Source organism: uncultured Roseibium sp. (assembly GCF_947494555.1).
Classification (GTDB): Bacteria; Pseudomonadota; Alphaproteobacteria; order Rhizobiales; family Stappiaceae; genus Roseibium.
On record NZ_CANLVF010000001.1, the window covers coordinates 889,870 to 909,534 of the forward strand.

18 protein-coding genes and 1 other RNA gene are annotated in these 19,665 nt (G+C 57.9%); 9 read left to right on the top strand and 10 right to left on the bottom strand.

Features of this window, described 5'->3' with window-relative positions:
* The first annotated feature begins 110 nt into the window (after positions 1-110).
* The gene (locus tag Q0915_RS03960; RefSeq protein WP_299473564.1) at positions 111-1,001 is read left to right on the top strand and encodes a 50S ribosomal protein L11 methyltransferase; all 891 of its coding nucleotides are present in this window, start codon (positions 111-113) and stop codon (positions 999-1,001) included.
* 100 nt (positions 1,002-1,101) lie between these two features.
* On the opposite strand, the gene Q0915_RS03965 is transcribed toward Q0915_RS03960, so the two are convergent.
* Positions 1,102-1,305: a hypothetical protein gene (locus Q0915_RS03965; RefSeq protein WP_299473566.1), complete on the bottom strand. Its 204-nt coding sequence runs from the start codon at positions 1,303-1,305 to the stop codon at positions 1,102-1,104.
* A 248-nt stretch (positions 1,306-1,553) separates the two neighbouring features.
* Between Q0915_RS03965 and Q0915_RS03970 the strand changes: the two genes are divergently transcribed.
* Positions 1,554-3,368, top strand: coding sequence for an aminopeptidase P family protein (locus tag Q0915_RS03970; RefSeq protein WP_299473568.1), 1,815 nt, complete (start codon positions 1,554-1,556; stop codon positions 3,366-3,368).
* A 108-nt stretch (positions 3,369-3,476) separates the two neighbouring features.
* Here Q0915_RS03970 and Q0915_RS03975 read toward each other — a convergent pair whose 3' ends face one another.
* Both Q0915_RS03975 and Q0915_RS03980 read right to left on the bottom strand, forming a co-directional pair.
* Positions 3,477-5,120, bottom strand: coding sequence for a chloride channel protein (locus Q0915_RS03975; protein WP_299473570.1), 1,644 nt, complete (start codon positions 5,118-5,120; stop codon positions 3,477-3,479).
* Between the two features lie 109 nt (positions 5,121-5,229).
* Complete coding sequence (locus Q0915_RS03980) at positions 5,230-5,730, bottom strand: thioesterase family protein (RefSeq protein ID WP_299473572.1); 501 nt, start codon at positions 5,728-5,730, stop codon at positions 5,230-5,232.
* Positions 5,731-5,870: 140 nt separating this feature from the next.
* Between Q0915_RS03980 and Q0915_RS03985 the strand changes: the two genes are divergently transcribed.
* Both Q0915_RS03985 and Q0915_RS03990 read left to right on the top strand, forming a co-directional pair.
* Positions 5,871-7,286: an FAD-linked oxidase C-terminal domain-containing protein gene (locus Q0915_RS03985; RefSeq protein ID WP_299473574.1), complete on the top strand. Its 1,416-nt coding sequence runs from the start codon at positions 5,871-5,873 to the stop codon at positions 7,284-7,286.
* 180 nt (positions 7,287-7,466) lie between these two features.
* The gene (locus tag Q0915_RS03990) at positions 7,467-11,285 is read left to right on the top strand and encodes an AsmA family protein (RefSeq protein WP_299473576.1); all 3,819 of its coding nucleotides are present in this window, start codon (positions 7,467-7,469) and stop codon (positions 11,283-11,285) included.
* Here the strand turns inward: Q0915_RS03990 and Q0915_RS03995 are convergent, their stop codons facing one another.
* The 4 genes from Q0915_RS03995 to ssrA form a co-directional block, all read right to left on the bottom strand.
* The gene (locus Q0915_RS03995) at positions 11,286-11,510 is read right to left on the bottom strand and encodes a ribbon-helix-helix domain-containing protein (RefSeq protein WP_299473578.1); all 225 of its coding nucleotides are present in this window, start codon (positions 11,508-11,510) and stop codon (positions 11,286-11,288) included.
* Between the two features lie 5 nt (positions 11,511-11,515).
* Entirely contained in the window at positions 11,516-11,725 is a 210-nt protein-coding gene (locus Q0915_RS04000) for a DUF4169 family protein (protein WP_299473580.1), read from the bottom strand.
* A gap of 15 nt (positions 11,726-11,740) precedes the next feature.
* Positions 11,741-12,319, bottom strand: a complete 579-nt coding sequence (locus Q0915_RS04005) for an SspB family protein (RefSeq protein WP_299473582.1) — start codon at positions 12,317-12,319, stop codon at positions 11,741-11,743.
* A 187-nt stretch (positions 12,320-12,506) separates the two neighbouring features.
* Positions 12,507-12,876: a transfer-messenger RNA gene (ssrA, locus tag Q0915_RS04010) on the bottom strand.
* Positions 12,877-13,026: 150 nt separating this feature from the next.
* Here ssrA and Q0915_RS04015 point away from each other — a divergent pair.
* Entirely contained in the window at positions 13,027-13,821 is a 795-nt protein-coding gene (locus Q0915_RS04015; protein ID WP_299474692.1) for a thymidylate synthase, read from the top strand.
* Between the two features lie 186 nt (positions 13,822-14,007).
* On the opposite strand, the gene Q0915_RS04020 is transcribed toward Q0915_RS04015, so the two are convergent.
* Entirely contained in the window at positions 14,008-15,393 is a 1,386-nt protein-coding gene (locus Q0915_RS04020) for a multicopper oxidase family protein (RefSeq protein WP_299473584.1), read from the bottom strand.
* 173 nt (positions 15,394-15,566) lie between these two features.
* Between Q0915_RS04020 and Q0915_RS04025 the strand changes: the two genes are divergently transcribed.
* Together Q0915_RS04025 and Q0915_RS04030 are read left to right on the top strand one after the other, a co-directional pair.
* The gene (locus Q0915_RS04025; RefSeq protein WP_299473586.1) at positions 15,567-16,640 is read left to right on the top strand and encodes a serine hydrolase; all 1,074 of its coding nucleotides are present in this window, start codon (positions 15,567-15,569) and stop codon (positions 16,638-16,640) included.
* A gap of 264 nt (positions 16,641-16,904) precedes the next feature.
* Positions 16,905-17,201, top strand: a complete 297-nt coding sequence (locus Q0915_RS04030) for a GIY-YIG nuclease family protein (protein WP_299473588.1) — start codon at positions 16,905-16,907, stop codon at positions 17,199-17,201.
* Between the two features lie 197 nt (positions 17,202-17,398).
* Here Q0915_RS04030 and Q0915_RS04035 read toward each other — a convergent pair whose 3' ends face one another.
* Together Q0915_RS04035 and Q0915_RS04040 are read right to left on the bottom strand one after the other, a co-directional pair.
* A complete protein-coding gene (locus Q0915_RS04035; protein ID WP_299473590.1) occupies positions 17,399-18,079 on the bottom strand; it encodes a DUF2461 domain-containing protein in 681 nt (226 codons plus the stop codon).
* Complete coding sequence (locus Q0915_RS04040) at positions 18,076-18,450, bottom strand: TfoX/Sxy family protein (protein WP_299473592.1); 375 nt, start codon at positions 18,448-18,450, stop codon at positions 18,076-18,078. The genes Q0915_RS04035 and Q0915_RS04040 overlap by 4 nt, the downstream gene beginning before the upstream one ends.
* Before the next feature lie 159 nt (positions 18,451-18,609).
* On the opposite strand from Q0915_RS04040, the gene Q0915_RS04045 reads away from it, so the two are divergent.
* Together Q0915_RS04045 and Q0915_RS04050 are read left to right on the top strand one after the other, a co-directional pair.
* Positions 18,610-19,122 (top strand): dihydrofolate reductase, encoded by a 513-nt coding sequence (locus Q0915_RS04045; protein ID WP_299473594.1) that lies wholly within the window; start codon positions 18,610-18,612, stop codon positions 19,120-19,122.
* A 6-nt stretch (positions 19,123-19,128) separates the two neighbouring features.
* On the top strand, positions 19,129-19,620 hold the full coding sequence (locus tag Q0915_RS04050; protein WP_299473596.1) for a GNAT family N-acetyltransferase: 492 nt from the start codon (positions 19,129-19,131) through the stop codon (positions 19,618-19,620).
* Positions 19,621-19,665 lie beyond the last annotated feature (45 nt).

Genomic DNA, 19,665 nt, shown 5'->3' on the forward strand with positions numbered 1-19,665 from the left:
ACATGGCGCAAACGCCGGAATTGGCCAGTCAATTGTTATTGACGCTGGTGTGTTCTCGTTAGTGCGGCTATACCGCACGCCTTGATCAGTCTATCGAAGTGGATACGGGAATGAGAACCATCCGGGTGCGGATCGTGGCGGAGGAACTGGAAGCCAAACGGATTGCGGATATCCTCGAGCAAGCCTTTGAGGAAGACGGGAACCCGGTGTCCATCTATGAATCTTCTGATGACGGCCGCGTATGGTCGGCCGAGATCCTGCTATTTGAGATGGAACCGCAAGAGGCAGCGGATCTTGTTCGCGACCGTGTCGGGTCCGATGCATTTGCCGCGCCGATCGAGGCGGAAGAACTTCCCGATATCAACTGGGTGGAAAAGAGCCTGGAAGGATTGAAACCGGTGCGTGCCGGCCGGTTTGTCGTGCATGGCGGCCATGACCGGACGAAGGTTCCGGGGGGCGCGATCGGTCTCGAAATCGAAGCGGCCCAGGCCTTTGGGACGGGACACCACGGCACGACGGCCGGGTGTCTTGAGGAGATAGACCGGCTTCTCTCCCTTCGCGAATACAGCAATATCCTCGATCTGGGGACCGGGACGGGTGTGCTGGCGATTGCAGCCGCGCTCATGAACCGTCAGTCAGTGCTTGCAACGGATATCGATCCTGTAGCCACCAAGACAGCGCTTGAAAATGCGCGGCTTAATGGGGCGGGACACTTGGTCAGCGGCTTTACGGCGAACGGCGTCGAAGATCGGCGGTTCAACGAATTTGGCCCCTTCGACCTTGTCATTGCGAATATTCTGGCGCGTCCCCTTATGCGGATGGCCAAATCGATCGGTCACCAGACGGCGCAGACCGCGACACTTGTCCTCTCCGGATTGAGGGTGGAGGACGGCCCGCGGATCCTGTTCGCCTATCGCTGCCAGGGCTTCGTATTGGACCGGAGGCGCGAGAAAAACGGTTGGCTGACGCTCACTTTGGTGCGTGGCCGCAAAGTCGCCTGACGGCGGGTAGGGAAAAGACACCCTTGAAACTGAAAAGGGCCCGCCGGTTGACCGGCAGGCCCTTTTTCATATGCACAGTGCTGCTGAGCGCCTGAGCCCCTTAGAACGGGTTGGTCATTGACCCTTCGCGTTCCAGCTGCTTGCGGTCATAGCCGTGAGCTGCGAGCGTGGCATCGTCCAGAGACAGCAAGTAGCCATTTACGTAGCGGCGAGCCTGCTGGGACCGTGCTTCTACCATGCGGTCGAATGCGCGGCGAACGAAGCTGGAGCCAGTACGTGTCGAAGTCGTTGTTGCGATAGTCATCGTGGTTATTCCCATTTGAAGATCAAGAGCTTCCCTAGGGAGAAACGTCTTTATTCGTTGTTGAACCCTATATGCGCCTTTGAAGCGCGTTAAGGTAGGCCTTCAAATGCATGACAGCTCTGCATCTTTCGCATATGCGAAATGAAATATTGCATTGCAATATCAATATTCAGGTTTCCGAATCTCCCGGTTTTGCGGAAAAATTATCCGGGTTGATCCAAGCGAGCGGTCAAATTACCGTGCCGCTCATGTTCCAATCCTTCGACGATCTCACTGATCCCTCCTGCGGGGCGCCGCGTGCAGCGCTTCTCAGATCCGAACTCGCCCGCCGCGGTCTTGACGGCTTTCTGGTGCCGCGCGCCGATGCGCATCAGGGAGAATACGTGCCGCCGCATGATTGCCGTCTGCAGTGGCTGACCGGATTTACAGGATCTGCCGGTGTTGCTGCGGTGCTGGGCGACACGGGCGCAATTTTCGTTGATGGCCGCTATACGATCCAGGTACGCGAACAGGTCGATCTTGAGGTCTTTGAAGCGCGGCATCTTGTCAACGATCCCGTTTCGGCATGGTTGGCGGACGCATTGAAGCCCGGCCAGAAACTCGGCATCGACGCAATGCTCCACACCGTGCGCGAAGTCCGCCGCTTGCGTGAGGTCTGCAAAAAGGCGGGGGCTGAGCTGGTGACGCTGAACGACAACCCGGTCGACAGCGTTTGGGAAGACCGGCCCGAGCCACCTGTTGGCGCAGTTTCTCTCTATCCCGTTGAACTTGCTGGAAAACCGTCGAAGGAGAAAATTGCCGAAATTCAGAGCGCGCTTGAAGACAAGGGCGTCGATGCCTGCGTTTTGACACAACCCGATTCCATCGCGTGGCTGTTGAATATTCGCGGCTCCGACGTCGAGCATACGCCGTTGCCGCTCTCTTTCGCGACCTTGCCCGCGAAAGGAAAGCCTTCGCTTTATATCGACAGCAGAAAACTCTCCAACTCCGTCCGAGACACCCTTTTGGACCTTTCGGAGCTGGCAGAACCGGCTGATTTCACCACCGGATTGAAAGCGCTTGGTGAGGCTGGCTCCAAGGTCATGATTGATCCGGCGCTTGCGGGCATCGGCATTGCCGACGCGATCACCGATGCAGGCGGCACATTGATTGAAGCTCAGGACCCGGTTCTCCTGCCCAAAGCCGTCAAAAACACGACTGAGCTTAAGGGAGCGCGCGAGGCGCATCTGCGGGATGCTGCCGCCTATGTGAATTTCCTGTGCTGGTTTGACGAAGAGGCTCCCAAGGGAGAGCTTGACGAGATCGGCGCTGCCGAGAAGCTGGAGGAATTTCGCCGCGAGACCGGTGTTCTGAAGGACATTTCCTTCGATACAATATCCGGCGCCGGTCCAAACGGCGCGATCTGCCACTATCGTGTGAGCCGTTCCAGCAACCTGAAGATTCCCCTCGGAAAACCGTATCTGATCGATTCAGGCGGACAGTACGAAGACGGCACCACCGATATCACACGCACGCTGGCCGTCGGCGAAATGAGTGCTGAGATGAAAAAGCACTACACGCTCGTCTTGAAAGGCCACATTGCTGTCTCCACGGCGCGGTTCCCGCAAGGAACGACGGGAGCGCAGCTCGATCCGCTTGCCCGCATCGATCTTTGGAAGGCCGGCCTCGACTTCGATCACGGTACCGGCCACGGTGTCGGTGCCTATCTGAGCGTTCATGAAGGCCCGCAGCGTATTGCCAAGACGGGCACTGTGCCGCTCAAGCCAGGCATGATCCTGTCGAACGAGCCCGGATATTATCCCGCCGGCGAATACGGTATCAGGCTTGAAAACCTGGAAATTGTCACTGAAGCGCGTGATGTTGCCGGTGGAGAGCGAGCGATGCTCGGGTTCGAAACGATCACGCTCGTGCCTATGGATCTGCGTCTGGTTGATGTGAGTCTTCTCACGACCGCCGAACGCGATTGGCTTAATCGCTATCACGCGCGTGTGCGCGCTGAAGTGGGGCCGCTGGTTCGCGCAAAGGAGCGGATCTGGCTCGAGAAGGCGACAGAGGCGGTTTAAAACCGCCTTGTCTCTTGGCCAGGACCAGACTGCTTAGGCGAAAGGTCCCGGCTAGAGGCCGGGACGGCACTCGAGCGTTTACGCAACTGCTTTGCGAACACCGCAGGCTTAGTGATGTTCTTCCTTGGTGGCCTTGATCAGCGCTGCGTTGAAGTAGCGAAGGCCTCTGACGTGGCGCGCCAGACCGATGACCTTTGTGGCATCTCCCTTCCGCACGACCGGAAGCGTCGCCTTTCCGCATGAATCGAAGCTTTTGAGCGCGCTTTCGAGCGTATCCGTGTCATGCAGATAGGGTCCGTCCTCGCCGGGATTGAAGACACGCTCTTCCTCGTCTTCGGGAGGTGGATCCATGAAGTCCCGTACTTTGACTGTTTCGCTCAGGAACTGGTGCGCGCCTTCATTCACAAAACAGCCGCGCATGCCAAGCTGCCAGTGGAAATAGGATTTCCCGTGCACAGCCTGCGTCAGTCCCGTGGCGATTGAAACCGCAAGAAGAAGCGCAATGGACAGTGCGTAGCCGCCGGTCAGTTCGAACACGATCACCGTTGTCGAAAACGGCGCGCCGAGGACGGCTGCGGCGACAGCGCCCATGCCCAGAATTGCATATAGCCCGTGGCTGGACGCCATTTCCGGGAAAACCGATGCCGCGATCAGTCCGAATGCGCCACCCGTCATGGCGCCAAGATAGAGCGATGGCGAAAAGATTCCGCCCCCGAATCTTGAGGCCAGCGTGATTGCCGTCGCCGCCGTCTTGACGACCAGCAGCGTCAGCATGGTGTTGATGGTCAGTTCGTGTTTCAGCGCGAGGTCTGTCGCCTCGTAGCCGACGCCGAGAATTTCAGGATAGAACACGCCAATTGCACCGACCACAAGTCCACCGATCACCGGCCGGAGCCACAAGGGCATCGTGATGTTGCGTGCGGTCCAGTCGCTGCCGATCAGCGCGAACTGGAAGATGATTGCGACCGCGGCACAGGTAAGCCCCAGCAGAGCGAAAGCCGGGATCTCGAGATAGGACGTAATTTCATACTGAGGGATCTCGAATGCCGCGACATTGCCGAACCAGAGACGCGACAACAGAGTGCCCATGACCGAGGCAAGGACAATCGGCACGAATGCGGAAACGGCGTAATGCGCGAGAACGACTTCATGCGCGAACAGGACACCCGCGATGGGCGCGTTGAAGGAGGCCGATACACCGCTGGCGACCGCGCAGGCGAGAAGCGTGCGCCGGGCCGAGTCGGGCAGTTGAAAAAACTGGCAAACCGCGGTGCCAAGGGTTGCGCCAAGGTGAACGACCGGGCCTTCGCGTCCTGCACTCGCACCACCTCCGAGCGAAATCACGGTCACCAGCGCGGACCACAAACCAGCCTTGAGCGGTAGGCCGCGACCGCCATATGCGCGTGCCTCGATCACGTCGGCCACACCGCCAGCGCGCTGATAAGGGTGGTATTTGTGCAGGATCCATCCCACCAGAAGACCGGCCACTGCGGGCGCAAGCATGATGATCCACCACGGCTGCTGAACGGCGGCCTGGATGGTGAGTTCCGTCGTCGTGCGCAACCAGGGCCACTGAATGAGGCCTATCGCCGTTCGAAAGGCGATTGCGGCCAGGGCAACCAGGGCACCAACGATGATGGCAAGGAGCCATACAAGAGGCAGCTTGTTGGCCCGGAACTGACGCACGTTGGGCGTGATCCAGCTGATAAGGATGTCTGGAAGCTGGCCGGCAGTTTCTATTATTTTACGCATCGGTCGGGCCGGAAAGTGGAACCATTGTCTGAACAGGTTTCATTTTGCCCGAGTCGGCGGGAAAGAACAGGTCTTCCAGCGCATTAAGGCGCAATATCACTCCAAATTGTCATGAACGTGCTCTTTTGGGGATCTCAATGCGCCGTCCGGATCTGTCAGGTAGGGGAAGATTGGCCTGTGCCGTGGCAAGAGCCTCAAGGTTCGCAGCAATATCGTGCGGCCATGGCGCGACCTTGCGCGCGCCCATATCGACATGGAGGCACATTTGTTCAGACGTTGCCGACAGCCAGTCTTCGTCCGCGTGGCGCAATTCCTGAAAGAAGTGAGCACGCTTGGAATCGAAGCCGATCAGCTGAAGCGTGACGATGACGGGCATACCTGCGCTCAGTTCGCGCACATAACAGACATGAACTTCGGCGGTGAAAAACGAAGCATTGCGGGTCTTCGCGTATTCAGATCCCATTCCCAGGTCTTCAAAGACCTGATCAACAGCCGTGTCGAACAGGACGTTGTAATAGGCCATGTTCAAGTGGCCGTTATAGTCGATCCACTCGTCCTTGACGGACATGACACTGCTCTTGACCGGTCCGGAGCCCCACAAAGCCGACATCTTGATCTCCTTAAGAACTTTCCGGCAAAGCTTTGCCGTCAATAGCGGTTTTGGCTTTGACCTTTTTGCCTTCCGCTAACATATTCACAATTACAAAGCGGGGCCAAGTTCAGGCGCCCAAGGAAGGAAACGGGTCAGAAATGGCACTCGAAGCAAAAGCACCATCTGCCGAAGACGCACGTGAAGGCGTTGAAGCTGTCATCGCGGCATTGCGGGCACGGTTCGGCGAGCGTTGCGCAACATCACAAGCCTTGAGAGAGCAGCACGGACATACAACGACATGGCTAGCGAACCAGCCACCGGATGCAGTGGTGTTTGCCGAATCGACCGAAGAAGTGGCCGAAGTCGTGAAAGTCTGCGCAGCCGAACATGTCCCTGTAATCGCATTTGGAACCGGAACGTCGCTGGAAGGTCACGTGAATGCGCCACGCGGCGGCATATCGATTGATCTCAGCAGGATGAACAGGGTCCTTGAAGTGAATTCAGAGGATCTGGACTGTCGTGTTGAGGCTGGTGTGACCCGTAAGCAGCTCAACAGTTACATAAGGGATACGGGTCTTTTCTTCCCGATCGATCCTGGCGCCGATGCAAGCCTTGGCGGCATGGCGGCCACGCGCGCATCGGGCACGAACGCGGTTCGTTACGGCACGATGAAAGACGCCGTTCTCGGGCTAACCGTGGTTACTGCGGACGGGCGTATCATCAAGACCGGCGGACGCGCGCGCAAGTCGTCCGCCGGTTATGATCTCACCCGCTTGTTCATCGGCTCCGAAGGAACGCTCGGAGTAATTACGGAATTGACGATCCGGCTCCACGGCCAACCGGAAGCGATCTCCGGTGGCGTTTGTCCGTTCCCGGACGTGGAAGCTGCTTGTCAGGCGGTGATCATGACCATCCAGATGGGCCTTCCCGTCGCGCGGATTGAATTGCTCGACAGTCTTCAGGTGAAGGCCTGCAACACCTATTCCAACCTGGACCTGGCAGAGACTCCGACGCTGTTTCTGGAATTTCACGGCTCGGAAGCAAGCGTAAAGGAGCAGTCCGAGACATTTTCCGGCATCGCGGAAGAGTTCGGCGGCGGACCATTCAAATGGGCAACCGTTGCGGAGGACCGATCGAAACTGTGGGCAGCAAGGCACGATGCCTATTGGTCCGGACGCAGCCTCAGGCCGGACGCTCAGGTTGTTGCGACAGATGTCTGCGTGCCGATTTCAAGGCTTGCCGAATGTGTCACACAGACCGCTGCGGACATCGAAGCAGAAAGTCTGCTTGCGCCGATCGTCGGCCATGTCGGAGACGGAAACTTCCATGTCCAGGTTCTTGTGGACCTGAACAACCCGGATGAAATGCGCAAATGCGAGGCCTTCATTGAACGGCTCGCCATCCGTGCGCTCGACATGGAAGGGACCTGCACGGGTGAACATGGTGTCGGCCAGGGAAAACAGAAATACATGCGGCGTGAGCATGGCGATGCCCTTGAATTGATGCAGTCGATCAAACAGGCTCTCGATCCGCACAATTTAATGAATCCGGGCAAGATCCTGCCGCAGTCGTGATATTGTATCGAATCAGTTGGATAAGCTCGTTTTAACCGCAGCAGCGTATGAAATTAGCAGTATATGCATCTTTCCGAGTATGTGTTTGCAGTGCAGCAAAGATGCGCTACATGTGCCCGGTATAGGCGCCGGTGATTTTGGAGAACAAGGAGACAAAGCCTGAACTCCGTTTACATCACATTGGGAATATCTGTCATTCTGGTGCTGGTCGCGGCACTGGTCGGACCTTTCTTTGTCGATTGGACGGTCTATCGCTCAACATTCGAGACCTATGCGGAACGTGCCCTCGGACACAAGGTTACCGTGCTTGGCGAAGCGGACCTTAGGCTTTTACCGGCCCCGTCCATCAGTTTTTCGGATGTGCGCGTCGGAGAAGCGGAAGACCCGCTGCTTGTGGTTTCACAGTTCAATGTCAGGATAGAGCTGCCGCCGCTTCTGAAGGGCGAGATCCGGGTTATAGACATGGAACTCGACCGGCCGCATCTGTCGCTATCGCTTGACGAAGACGGCAGGCTCGACTGGCTGACAGCGCGCACATCGGATGGTGCGCTGGCCAATCTTCCGCCTGATGATGTCGCATTCGAAAAGATTACGATCCGTGACGGGGCGCTCTCCATTGTTGATGCGCGATCGGGCGAAACACACCGGATCGACGATGGCAACCTGTCGGTAAGCGCCAGGTCGCTGGCCGGGCCATTCAAGGCGACAGGCAGCCTGACGCTGGACGGCGCGCCCTACAATCTGTCTATCGCGACCGGCCGTTCTCAAAGGGATCTGGGCATTCGCGTCAAAGGGGAACTGACGCCCATCGACTGGGCGGTGAACTTCGCCTTCGACGGCATGTTGCAGCAATCAGATGCCGCACCCGCCTTTGACGGAAATTTCAACATCGCATCGATCGTTCTGGATGAAAGCGACGGAAACGACTGGTCCTCCGAAGGTCGGTTCACGGCTGACATTGCGGAAGTCGCGGTTCCCGAGTTCGAGTTCCGTTACGGTCCGGAAGACAAGCGTCTCAGCGTTTCCGGCAGTGCGGATCTGGTCTATGCCGGCAACAAGCGTTTCGAGATACGGGCGAAGTCCAAGCAAGTCGACCTGGATCGCTTGCTGGGCGGCGGACCCCAGGCGCCGGTCGAACTCAATGCAGCCAGCGGCCAGCTGATTTCAGCGCTGCGCGCCGTTCCGCTGCCACCCATCGACGGTTCCATTTCGCTGGATCTGCCGGCCTTGGTTGCCGGTGGCGGAATTGTTCAAAACGTACGCCTGGATCTTGAGACCATGCTGGGTGGCTGGCGCGTTGCACGTCTGGCAGGCCGTTTCCCGGGACGCACAACGGTTGCGACACAGGGCGACCTCGGCCTGGAACCGACAATGAGTTACCGCGGTGCCGTTTCAATCAGTTCCGACCAGCCAGGGTCATTTCTGGGATGGTGGCAACAAAGGGAAGCCAAGGTGTCGGCGATGGAGCCGGTTACCTTGGAAGGCCGTTTGAACCTGCTGCCGGAAGGTGCTGCGGTTAACAATCTTCGGCTCACAACGGTAGGATCGGAAGCGCGCGGTGCGTTGGCCTATCGCAAGCCGCGCAACGGTAATGCCGAATTTTCACTCAATCTGGAGGCTGACCGGCTTGATCTCGACGCAGTCGAGAGCATCGCAGCGCTTGTGCGGCCTGAACAGGCAGCCAGCGGCGAGAGCAAGGATCCAACTGGTCTTGACGTCTCCTTGCGCCTTCGTGCCAAGGAAGTCACGGCTCGCGGTGTCGATGGCAAAGGACTGGCCCTGGAAGCTGAATACGCTGATGGCGGTGTCCGGATCGACCGGCTCTTTGCGGAGGACTTCGCCGGAACGCGCCTGGATGTCACGGGGGAAATCAGCAACCTTTTCTCCGCGCCTGAAGGGGCTGTCGCTGGCGACCTGAACGCTCGCGACCTGTCCGGACTTGTGGCGTTGGCGGCAAGTGTCTTTCCCGATACCGAGTTTTCAAAACGGCTTGAAAAAGCAGCGGGAAGCCTTGTACCGGCTGCTTTCCAGGGTGAGCTCAAGGCGGCCGCGCTCGGTGACGGTACTGACATGACGCTCACACTGGACGGTGTGGCAGGCGGGGCCGAGGCTTCGGTGAACGCTGAGCTGAAAGGGCGTGTTGACGATTGGCAGGACGGGGAGATCAATCTTGCTTTGGGTCTGAAGGGCCCGGACGGTGGCAAACTCCTGCAGCAACTCGGGTTCGACATCATTCCGATTTCCGAGATCAGCGAAGGGCGGCTTTATGCGATCGCTTCCGGCGTGCCCTCAAACGGTCTTGCCGTTGAACTTGATGCCTCCATCGGATCGTCGGAACTCAAAGCAGGCGGAAACCTCGTTTTGCAACCGGACAAAGCGCCCGGCCTGAATGCCAGCGTTGCCGCGAAAACGGACGATCTGGCGCCGCTTGCGTTGATGGCAGGACGGGTCATGCCGGTGATGTCCGGGTCAATTCCCGCCGAACTCGCGTTCGATGTCTCGCTTTCCGCGGGTGTGCTGGACGTCAGCAATGCATCGGGAAGTCTTGGCGACACCTCGTTTGAAGGGCAGCTCAAGGGCAATCTGGAGCCGGCACCAGGTGAACGGAACCGGCGATTTTCAGGCGCTCTTGCAGCGAGCGAAGCGGATTTGCGGAGCCTGACGGAACTGGTCCTTGGGCCCGATCAGTGGTTTTCAGCTGGTGACGGGACGAGTATCTGGCCGACCGAAACATTCGGTGCCCCCTTGTTGGACCGGCTTGATCTGACACTTCAGTTTGAAGCCGGCCGGTTGTTGATCGACGAGGAAACGGAGATCTCGAACCCCAAGGCAGAACTCCGGCTGTCTCCAACCCTTATGCGTCTTGACGGACTGTCCGGAGCATTCGCCGGGGGCGCGCTGAACGGCAGTCTGTCCGTGCAGCGCTCAGATGCGGAGGCAGCGTTTTCTGGGCGGGTAAAATTGGATCGCACCGATATCCGCCAACTCGTCTGGCGGCCGGACAGCCGTGCCGTGGCCTCAGGAACGCTGGACCTCTTCCTGGAATTTGAAGGGGCAGGGCGGTCGATATCGGCGATCGTTGCCGGTTTGAACGGAGGCGGAACCTTCACCATGGCGGAAGGGGACTTTCGCGGACTGAACCCGCAAGCCTTTCCGCTTGTGACACGGGCCGCCGATGCCGGTCTTGAATTGCAGGATGACAGGATCCGCGATGTTTTCGTCAGCCACATGGGGGCGGGCAGCTTGCCGTTCGAAAGGGTCGACGGTACGCTCACACTGGTTGGTGGGCGTTTGAGCGCGCGAAATGTGGTCGTGGATTCAGCACGTGCAGAAATCTTCGGATCGGGTGAACTGGATCTCAGATCCTACGATCTCGACGCCGATTTTTCGTTGAAGGTCGATCCGGGCGAAGACGCGGTCACAGGCGCGGAACCTCAGGTCGGCCTGCTGTTTGAAGGACCCGTCGATGCTCCGGCGCGGCGTGTCGACATTGCCCCTTTTACGGCCTATCTCACATTGCGTGCATTCGAACAGGAAGTTGAAAGGGTCGAGAAGCTGCAGGCGGAAATCCTTGAACGGGATCGTATCGTCCGGGAGTTGAAGCGCCAGCGGCAGGCCAGGGATCGGCGCGTGCGCGAAGCGGAAGCGGCTGCCCTTGCTGCGGAAGAACTGGAACGCCTTCGCATTGAAGAAGAGGCACGGGCGCTTGAAGAGCAATCGGAGCGGCGGATCGAAGAAGAAGCTGCCCCGCCAAGCGACCCTGTTCCAGTGCCAAGGCAACAGAGCAATTTGCAACGAGGTGGTGAGGATGCGCCCTTCGCGGAACGTATCCGGGCGCTCCTCGGAGACGATGGCCCGCAGACGACTCAGTCCGTGCCCAGTTCAACACCGGCGGCCAAACCGGGTAATAACCTGCCGCCGCTTGATCCGCCGATTTCGATCGAAGACCTGATCACACAGGATGTGGGTGCGCCATTGGTCCTACCGGGCGCGCAGTAATCAGAAATCAGCCGCAAATGACCTGACTTTTCGGAGCGCCCATACGCGAACCGCCGAAGACAGCGGATCTTCAGTGTCCCGGTTGTCGTCGATTTCAGCAATCAGACTGGCCAAGGACCGCTTTTCTTGCTGCGCGTGCGCATCCACGATCTCCCAGAAATCCGGTTCAAGGGCGAGACTTGTGCGGTGGCCATGGAGAGACAGCGAGCGTTTGACGAGAGCCATCGGTGTCAGGAGAAGTTGTCGTCGCCGGGGGAGGGGTCGGATGTCAGACGATGCGCATCGACCTGCTTCTCGAGTTCCTCGCGCCGCTGGCGGGCGGCATCGCGTTCGGCTTTGGAACGTCCGAAACTACGCCGGTTGTCTTCAGCGCGTTTTTCTTTTTCTGCGCGTTGTTTCTGCTTGCGCACCTGGCGCAGATTGACGATCTCCGCGCTCATTCAGGTCTCCGGGTTTCAGGTTTTCTTGCGGAAGGCGTCGAGAGAGACGACTTCGCCGCCGCCATCGCTTTCCACCGCTTTTGCGACCACCTGTTCCGTATCTGTTTTGTCGGCAGTAGCCGCTTCTGCATCGTCGCCATCGCCTGGCTTTTCAGATTCGTTGTCAGCGTGTTCCTGCTCCGCCTTGGCGAGTTCTTCAACTGCTTCCAGAAGCTCTTCGGGCAGTTCTTCTGCCGTCTTCCCGGGGTCGAACTCGAGTGCGAACTGCACGGAGGGGTCGAAAAAGCCCTTGATCGCGGAAAAAGGTACGAGGAGTTTTTCCGGCACGCCGCCGAAGGAGAGGCCAACCTCAAAGGCATGTTCGCCGATTGCAAGATCCCAGAACTGGTGCTGCAGGACGATGGTCATCTCCTGCGGATAGCGCTCTTTCAGTCTTTGGGAAATGCGCACGCCGGGCGCGTTCGTGTCGAAAGCAATGTAGAAATGATGATCGCCGGGAAGGCCCGTTCGTCCGACCTCGGCAAGGATCTTCTTGACCGCGCCCCTGAGCGCGTCCTGTATCAGGATATCGTATCGCAGAAGGTCTTCAGACATCAGTTCTCGTCGAATCTTGCTTTTCTGTTGGGCCACTCGGTCCACATTGAAGGGCCGGGGGCAAAAAGAAAAGCCAATTTTCCAAGTGATACCAGATTAATGCGTCTTTGATGAGAAGGCTATGCCAATGCATGCATTCACGCCGAAAAGTGCTCGGTAAATCGGTCAATGGAAGGGATTGGAAGAAGGTGAAGGCTTCTGTTGCCAGGTGCCTTCGAACCCCGCCTGAAGGTGCTAACCAACGGGACTTAGTGGACTACCGGCGCTGCATTACGCGGCGACAGCGTTGTCCATAGCATAGTTGTCGTTTGCAACTATTAAAACAGCCCGATAACGGTGGTACAATGCCGAGCAAAAGCACAGTCTTTACGCCCTCGTCGATCCTATTTCGCCCCCGCCGAAACCCGCGAAAACTCCTGCAGACAGCTTCACGGGCTTGGGTGGAGGCGCCGGGTACCGCCCCCGGGTCCGATAGGTTTATTACACTGACAGTTTATTGCCGTAGCTGGCGAACCAGCCTGCCTGATATAAGCGCTTCGGCCCTGAAATGAAAGAGGCTTTCCGGCAGAGCATGTGTTTGGCCGGCTCGCCCTAAAGATCCTTCACCATTACAGGATCTGGGGAAAGTGCGCCCAAGGGGCTGTGTTTTGCCGAAAATCTGCGAAGTTATCGCCATCCGCTCCATGTCCTGTCTGAAAGGCGTTGCCGTGCAGCAATATCTCGACCTCCTGACGAAAATTCTGGACGAAGGCATCGACCGGGGCGACCGCACAGGCACGGGCACGCGCTCGATCTTCGGGCATCAGATGCGCTTTGACCTTGCGGACGGGTTTCCGGTGGTCACGACCAAGAAACTGCACCTGAGGTCGATCATTCACGAGCTGCTCTGGTTTCTGGCCGGTGACACGAATATTCGTTATCTCAACGAAAATGGCGTGAAGATCTGGGACGACTGGGCAGACGAAGGCGGCGAGCTCGGCCCCGTTTACGGCTACCAGTGGCGGTCCTGGCCGGCACCTGACGGCAGGTCTATCGACCAGATCGAGAAGCTGCTGGAAATGATCCGCACAAGCCCGGAAAGCAGGCGCCTGATCGTGTCTGCCTGGAACCCGGCTCTGGTCGATGAAATGGCGCTGCCTCCGTGCCACGCCTTGTTCCAGTTCTATGTGGCCGACGGCAAGCTGTCTTGCCAGCTTTACCAGCGCTCGGCCGACGTCTTCCTCGGTGTGCCGTTCAATATTGCATCTTATGCGCTGCTCACGATGATGATTGCCCAGGTGACAGGCCTGAAGCCCGGCGACTTTGTGCACACGCTCGGCGATGCGCACCTTTATTCCAACCATTTCGAGCAGGCCCGCGAACAACTCACCCGCGATCCGCGCCCCTTGCCGGAAATGAAAATCAATCCGGACGTGACCGATCTTTTTGCATTCAAGTACGGGGACTTCGAGCTGAGCGGCTACGATCCGCACCCGCATATCGCGGCACCGATTGCGGTTTGAAATGCTTTTGTGGTTGTCATCCCTGCGAAGGCAGGGATCTAGTAGTCACCGACTTGACAGCGCCTAGCGAGCACTGCGGTGTACTAGATCCCGGTCTTGCCGCTGCGCGTCAAACCGGGATGACAAAATCTCGGCGCCTGTAGCATGCAATATGAATCATTTGACCTGATGGCCCCAGAAGAGGACTCAAACCACCTCAAACCATGTCCTCATGCCTGAGGCTGCGTGGCCAAGCATGTGGCAGTGGATGAGCCATTTGCCGGGATTGTCTGCAACAAAGGCTATTTTGACAATTTCGCGCGGAGCGGTCGTGAACGTGTCCCGCCAATCCTGATGTTCGAGCGGTTCGCCGTTGCGTTCCAGGACGCGGAAATGATGGCCATGAACATGCATTGCATGCGCGAAGCTGGTGTCGTTGCGGCTTTCAAGGACGATTGTTTCACCGCGCCTGGCATTGAACATCGGTTCATCCTGTACACCGGGCACACCGTTGAACGTCCAGAACAGACCGTTCTGCATCATTTCACGGACTTCGTCCTCCGAGCGTTCCTTGAGCAGCGAACGCATTCCGCCCATGGCGCCGCCTTCCATGACAAGCGGTATCTCCAAGGCGTCCTCCAAATCGGGTTCCGGCAACCTGTTGACAGGTGGCAGGCTTAGGGGACGATCGTTTGCCGGGGCTTCGGCTACCTGGAAATTTGCGAAGGTGAAAGGTTGTCCGGTCATCATTTCAAAGGGAAGCGTTCCCGCTTCGGGTGGCCGCAGAGCCAGATCAATGCGCTGGGCGGGAGCAAGCTGCACAACGCCCGCAACTTCTCTTGCCTCGTTAAAGCTTTGTCCGTCGAGGGCTATCACCTTCGCACCGAACCGATCCGGCGCGATTTCAAGGATGCGGGCTGAAGAGGTGTTGATCAGCCGAAGCCGGTGCCAATGCCCCATTTTGAGCGGAATGTCCGGCAAAGAGGCCCCATTGACCGTCAGCCAATTCCCCAGCCGGCCCGCATGCGAAAAATCATGCATCGCCCCAAAGCTGCCGGTATCCAGAACGCCCTCGTCATTCAAACGCCAGTCGCTGAGCATCAGGATGATGTCTGTCTCAGCTGAAAAATATTGCCCATGGTCTTCGACGATGAGCGGACCGGCCAGCCCGCGCGGAACCTGGTTCCAGCTCATGTTATGTGCGTGGTACCAATAGGTTCCGGCATCTGGAGCAACGAAGTCGTAATCGAAGCTTTCACCCGGCTGCACGGCCGGTTGTGTCAATCCGGCGACGCCATCCATTGCGTTTTCGATGCGGATGCCGTGCCAGTGAACAGACGTGGGTTCGCTGAGCTTATTGGTGAAGCGCACCTTGACGCGGTCACCCTGTTTCACGCGAATTTCCGGTCCGGGGAGCTGGTGATTGTAAAGCCATAAGTCGGAGGCAGCACTATTGTCTCCGTAAAGATTAGCCTGGCCTTGGACTGCCGTAAGTTCCAGAAAACCTGCGGAGGCCTCTGCCAGGGCAAGCTGCGGAAACGCTGTTGTTACGCTCCCGGCGAGTGCGGATTTCAAAAACGTCCTGCGATCCAATTTCAACTCCGGTGCATTCGTGGTCGAGACAGCTTATCTGGAGTATGGTGCCTCCAGTAGCTGGAAGGTCAATGCCGGGCCGGCGCGCAGAAAGTTTCCGACGCAAAACCGTTCGGATTTGCGTATAGGGTTCGACGACAAAGAACGAAACATCACTGAACAGGAAGACCGTCATGACTTCCCTTGATGCCGCCATTTCCCTGTCACCTCACGCGATGGCCGCGGAAAATCGCGGTTTTGATCCTTTGATCGGACGCAAGCTGGTTGCCGGCGTGGAATCGGGTCTTCTGCCGCATCTGCATGTGGTTCTGGCGGAACGCGGCGGTGAAACCATTTTGGAAAGCTATGGCCGCGGACCCGACGAGAGTTGGGGGAAGTCGCTCGGGGAAGTCGAATTCGATGCCGGAACCCTCCACGATCTGCGTTCCGTGACCAAGAGCGTCGTCAGTCTGCTTTACGGGATTGCCCTGGAAAGGGGACTGGTGCCCACGGTCGACGCACCAATCCTCAATGCCTTTGAAGATTATTCCGATCTTGCGTCCGATCCGGAGCGGGTGAAACGCACGATTGAACATGCACTCACCATGACCCTCGGTCTGGAATGGGATGAATCCAAGCCTTATACCGATCCCAGGAACAGCGAAATAGCGATGGAGCTGGCCGAGGACAGGTACAGGTTTATTCTGGAACGCCCGATCGTCGACGCGCCTGGCACCAAGTGGACCTATAGCGGCGGCGCAACGGCTTTGATAGGCGAAATCATTCAGCGCGGCACGGGCAGGTCGCTGCCGGAATTTGCTACCGAGGTTCTGTTTGATCCGCTCGGAATTGAACGGTTCGAATGGGCAGCGGGCAGGGATGGGACCCATTCACCCGCCTCAGGACTCCGGCTAACTGCACCGGACCTTCTGAAAATCGGGCGACTGGTGCTCAACAACGGTACCTGGGAAGGGCGCCGCGTGGTGCCCGAAGCCTGGATCCGCGCGTCGCACATGCCCCACATCCGGACCGCCGACATGCTGGACTACGGCTATTTCTGGTTCCTGGGCAAGGCACCGGTCGCAGCGCTCGGCGGACCGACGGACTGGATCGCCGGTTTCGGCAATGGTGGGCAGAGGCTCTGGATTTGCCCAAAAGCGGATGTCGCAACAGTGATTTATTCGGGCAACTACAACAACTGGAATGCCTGGATCCCGCCAACCCGGATCTGGATCGAGATTATCCTGGCCAATCTCAAGGCGGCTTGAGCGCCGGGGCGCGAAAGGTCTCAAAGGGAGGCGTTGCTCCTGAGTCTGTAGCCCATCCTTCGAGACGCGTGCAGGCACGCTCCTCAGGATGAGGGGAAGTTGCTGCGCACCAGTCCCAGTTACAAATAGTCAGCGCAAACCAACCATACCCACCACCTCATCCTGAGGAGGACCGCGAGGTCCGTCTCGAAGGATGGGCTACTTGCTGAGATCTCTCTCTTTTGCTAGAAAAAAGTCACTATGCAATTTTAGATAGAGATCTGAATGGCGGCGACCGTTTACATCCTCAAGTGCTCAAACGGTAGCTACTACACAGGTATTACCCGCAAAGATCTGGAAAGCCGGGTCAGTGAACATCAGCAGGGAACTTACGACAGCTACACCGCAAGATATCGTCCGGTCACTCTGGTATTCAATTGCGCGTTTGACCGAATAACAGACGCGATCGCCTGCGAGCGCCAGATAAAGGGTTGGCGGCGCGAAAAGAAAGAAGCGCTCATTCGAGGCGACTTCAACCTTTTGCCGGAATTGTCCGCGAGGGGCCGCAGGGCGGGGTTCTAAGGTCTTGGCCCATCCTTCGAGACGCGCGCTAGCGCGCTCCTCAGGATGACGGGAAGTTGCTGCGCACCAGTCCCAGTTACAAAAAGCCAGCGCAAACCAGGAATACCTACACCCTCATCCTGAGGAGGACCGTCAGGTCCGTCTCGAAGGATGGGCAGCGGGTACGCGCGACCAGTTCACTTTTGGCAAACTACGCCTCAGTCGGGCTTCGAAAGGCCCAAGAGCCAATTCCAAAGCGGCAAGGTCGGTTCAAAGGCAGCCGCTAGAGATCCGGCTGCCGAAGGTCCAGTCGCAATTCCGGTGTCTTCTCTCGACTTCCAGACGGCCAAACCCTTGTGGCGGGCGAGACTTGCATGCGGGTGATCTTTGGGGAAACCGCGGGGCACATTTGCAAGGTCCGGTTCAGAGCGCCCGAAGCCGTCGTTTTCAAGCGTGGTCAGAAGAGTTTCAATCTCGTCGCCGGCACCTGCCTCCAACGCCTGGAGATACGATCCCAGATCGGGTTTCGAAAACGCCATGCAACCGGTTCCGTAGCGGATTTGTTCAGGTTCAATCGACAGGAAAAAGCTCGGAGGCTGTGCATCCTTGCCCTCGAATGCCGCGCCTTTCGGCCAGAAGGCCATGCGGATATGGGTGTTATAAGGTGTCTTGTCCTTGGAGAACCTCAAGTCCCGGTTGATCCGGAATTGTTTCGAAGCCATCCCGTGACCCGTCAACTTGGCGAGTTCCTCGGCGAGCGAAGCCCTGAACGCATCCGACGGTTTCTTGACCAGACGCTGGTAGTCGCCCTTGTTAGCGTCGAACCAGTCTTTGGAACTGTTCGCCTTCAGGTTCTGAAGAAACTGAAAGGTCTCGGAGGAAAAGCCTTGCGCTGTCATCTGGCTGTTCTCCCGGTCCGCGCCTTTTTCGGCTTTGTTTCCTTTGGCGGCAGGGCGCAGACATAATTCCGAGCCAGGTCGACCCAGCCTTTCAAATCCGTGTCGCTTTCAATGCCTTCCGGTTCGACGCGGATAAAACCGGGCATCGGCCGCCCGGCCGGTTCGCAAGGCGACGCATGAGGTCTCGCAAGAGCCTCCGCCTCCTGGTCCTTGCCGACCCTGGCCATCAGGCCGCGTTTTGACGCGCACACAAGCATGTTTCCGTTCACCATGAAGCAGGTCGAGCCGAACATCCTTTTCTGTTCGACATTCTCTTCCGGGATCAGAGCCCTCGTGCGTTCGATCAATACGGTATCCATCAAATCCGACATGCGCTGAAATCCCTAGGCGGTTACGGTTCTGCATACAAGGACGCACGACCATGGACGTTTCCGACAGCCGCGTGGCGAAATTGTTCCAAAAATTCTCCGCTGGCCGCAAAACATGCTAGGAGGCTGGCTTGGAAATGAAAACCGGATTCGGAGACAAACTTGCCGGAACTTGTTCTGATCGCCGCCGTCGCACGCAACGGGATTATTGGTTCGGACAATGACATGCCCTGGAAGTTGTCTTCCGATCTCAAGCACTTCAAGCGTCTAACGCTTGGAAGACCGGTGATCATGGGCCGGAAAACATTTCTTTCCTTTGGGGGACGGCCGTTGCCGGGCCGTCCTCATATTGTGGTTTCCCGCGACCCTGACTACCGGGCAGATGGCGTCGATACGGCGACATCGCTGGACGCAGCGATTGCGCAAGCCCGGGAACTGGCGGATGAGCTGGAGGTCGACGAGGTTTTCTGCATCGGTGGCGGACAGATATACAAACAGGCCATCGATCAGGCGAGCCGGCTGGAAATCACCGAAGTCGACGCGAAACCGGACGGCGATACACGATTTCCCAAAATCGACCCGGCCCTTTGGGAAGAAACCGATCGTAAGGACGGACAGCGGACCGAAAGGGACAGTGCGGATTTTGCGATGGTCACCTATCGGCGGAGAGCCTGATCCCAAATGAGTGACACCCGGAAGAAATTCGGCAATGCCTTTGAGGGAAAATGGTGCATGCTGCGGGATATGGATCCCATTGAGGCGCATGACCTTTTCAAACTGCGCCAGAATGTCTTCATTCTCGAACAGACATCGCTTTATCAGGATATCGACGGCAGGGATCCCGAGGCGCTGCATCTCATTGTGCACGACAAAACCAGTGGTGTTCTTGTGGGAACGATACGCCTTATGACAGAGCCGGAAACGGTCAGCGCGCGCATTGGCCGCGTCGCGATCGCGCCTGAGGGGAGGGGAACCGGGCTCGGCCGCAAACTCATGGAAGCGGGCATCGAGAAAGCCGAGGCGCTTGTGGAGGGCTGCTCGATCGACCTGTCGGCCCAGGCCCATCTGGAAAAGTTCTACAAATCCCTTGGCTTTGAAACCATTTCGGCTATCTATCTTGAAGACGGGATACCGCATGTGGACATGATCCGCAGAGGCAGAGCGCCCGGTTAACCCTTTGCCCGAAAGATTAGACGTGCCAGCCTTGACACAGCCGCA

Bases quoted from the DNA above. Each gene is read 5' to 3' on its own strand.
- Q0915_RS03960 (WP_299473564.1), top strand. From the start codon at position 111: ATGAGAACCATCCGGGTGCGGATCGTGGCGGAGGAACTGGAAGCCAAA.
- Q0915_RS03965 (WP_299473566.1), bottom strand. From the start codon at position 1,305: ATGACTATCGCAACAACGACTTCGACACGTACTGGCTCCAGCTTCGTT.
- Q0915_RS03970 (WP_299473568.1), top strand. From the start codon at position 1,554: ATGTTCCAATCCTTCGACGATCTCACTGATCCCTCCTGCGGGGCGCCG.
- Q0915_RS03975 (WP_299473570.1), bottom strand. From the start codon at position 5,120: ATGCGTAAAATAATAGAAACTGCCGGCCAGCTTCCAGACATCCTTATC.
- Q0915_RS03980 (WP_299473572.1), bottom strand. From the start codon at position 5,730: ATGTCGGCTTTGTGGGGCTCCGGACCGGTCAAGAGCAGTGTCATGTCC.
- Q0915_RS03985 (WP_299473574.1), top strand. From the start codon at position 5,871: ATGGCACTCGAAGCAAAAGCACCATCTGCCGAAGACGCACGTGAAGGC.
- Q0915_RS03995 (WP_299473578.1), bottom strand. From the start codon at position 11,510: ATGGCTCTCGTCAAACGCTCGCTGTCTCTCCATGGCCACCGCACAAGT.
- Q0915_RS04000 (WP_299473580.1), bottom strand. From the start codon at position 11,725: ATGAGCGCGGAGATCGTCAATCTGCGCCAGGTGCGCAAGCAGAAACAA.
- Q0915_RS04005 (WP_299473582.1), bottom strand. From the start codon at position 12,319: ATGTCTGAAGACCTTCTGCGATACGATATCCTGATACAGGACGCGCTC.
- Q0915_RS04025 (WP_299473586.1), top strand. From the start codon at position 15,567: ATGACTTCCCTTGATGCCGCCATTTCCCTGTCACCTCACGCGATGGCC.
- Q0915_RS04030 (WP_299473588.1), top strand. From the start codon at position 16,905: ATGGCGGCGACCGTTTACATCCTCAAGTGCTCAAACGGTAGCTACTAC.
- Q0915_RS04035 (WP_299473590.1), bottom strand. From the start codon at position 18,079: ATGACAGCGCAAGGCTTTTCCTCCGAGACCTTTCAGTTTCTTCAGAAC.
- Q0915_RS04040 (WP_299473592.1), bottom strand. From the start codon at position 18,450: ATGTCGGATTTGATGGATACCGTATTGATCGAACGCACGAGGGCTCTG.
- Q0915_RS04050 (WP_299473596.1), top strand. From the start codon at position 19,129: ATGAGTGACACCCGGAAGAAATTCGGCAATGCCTTTGAGGGAAAATGG.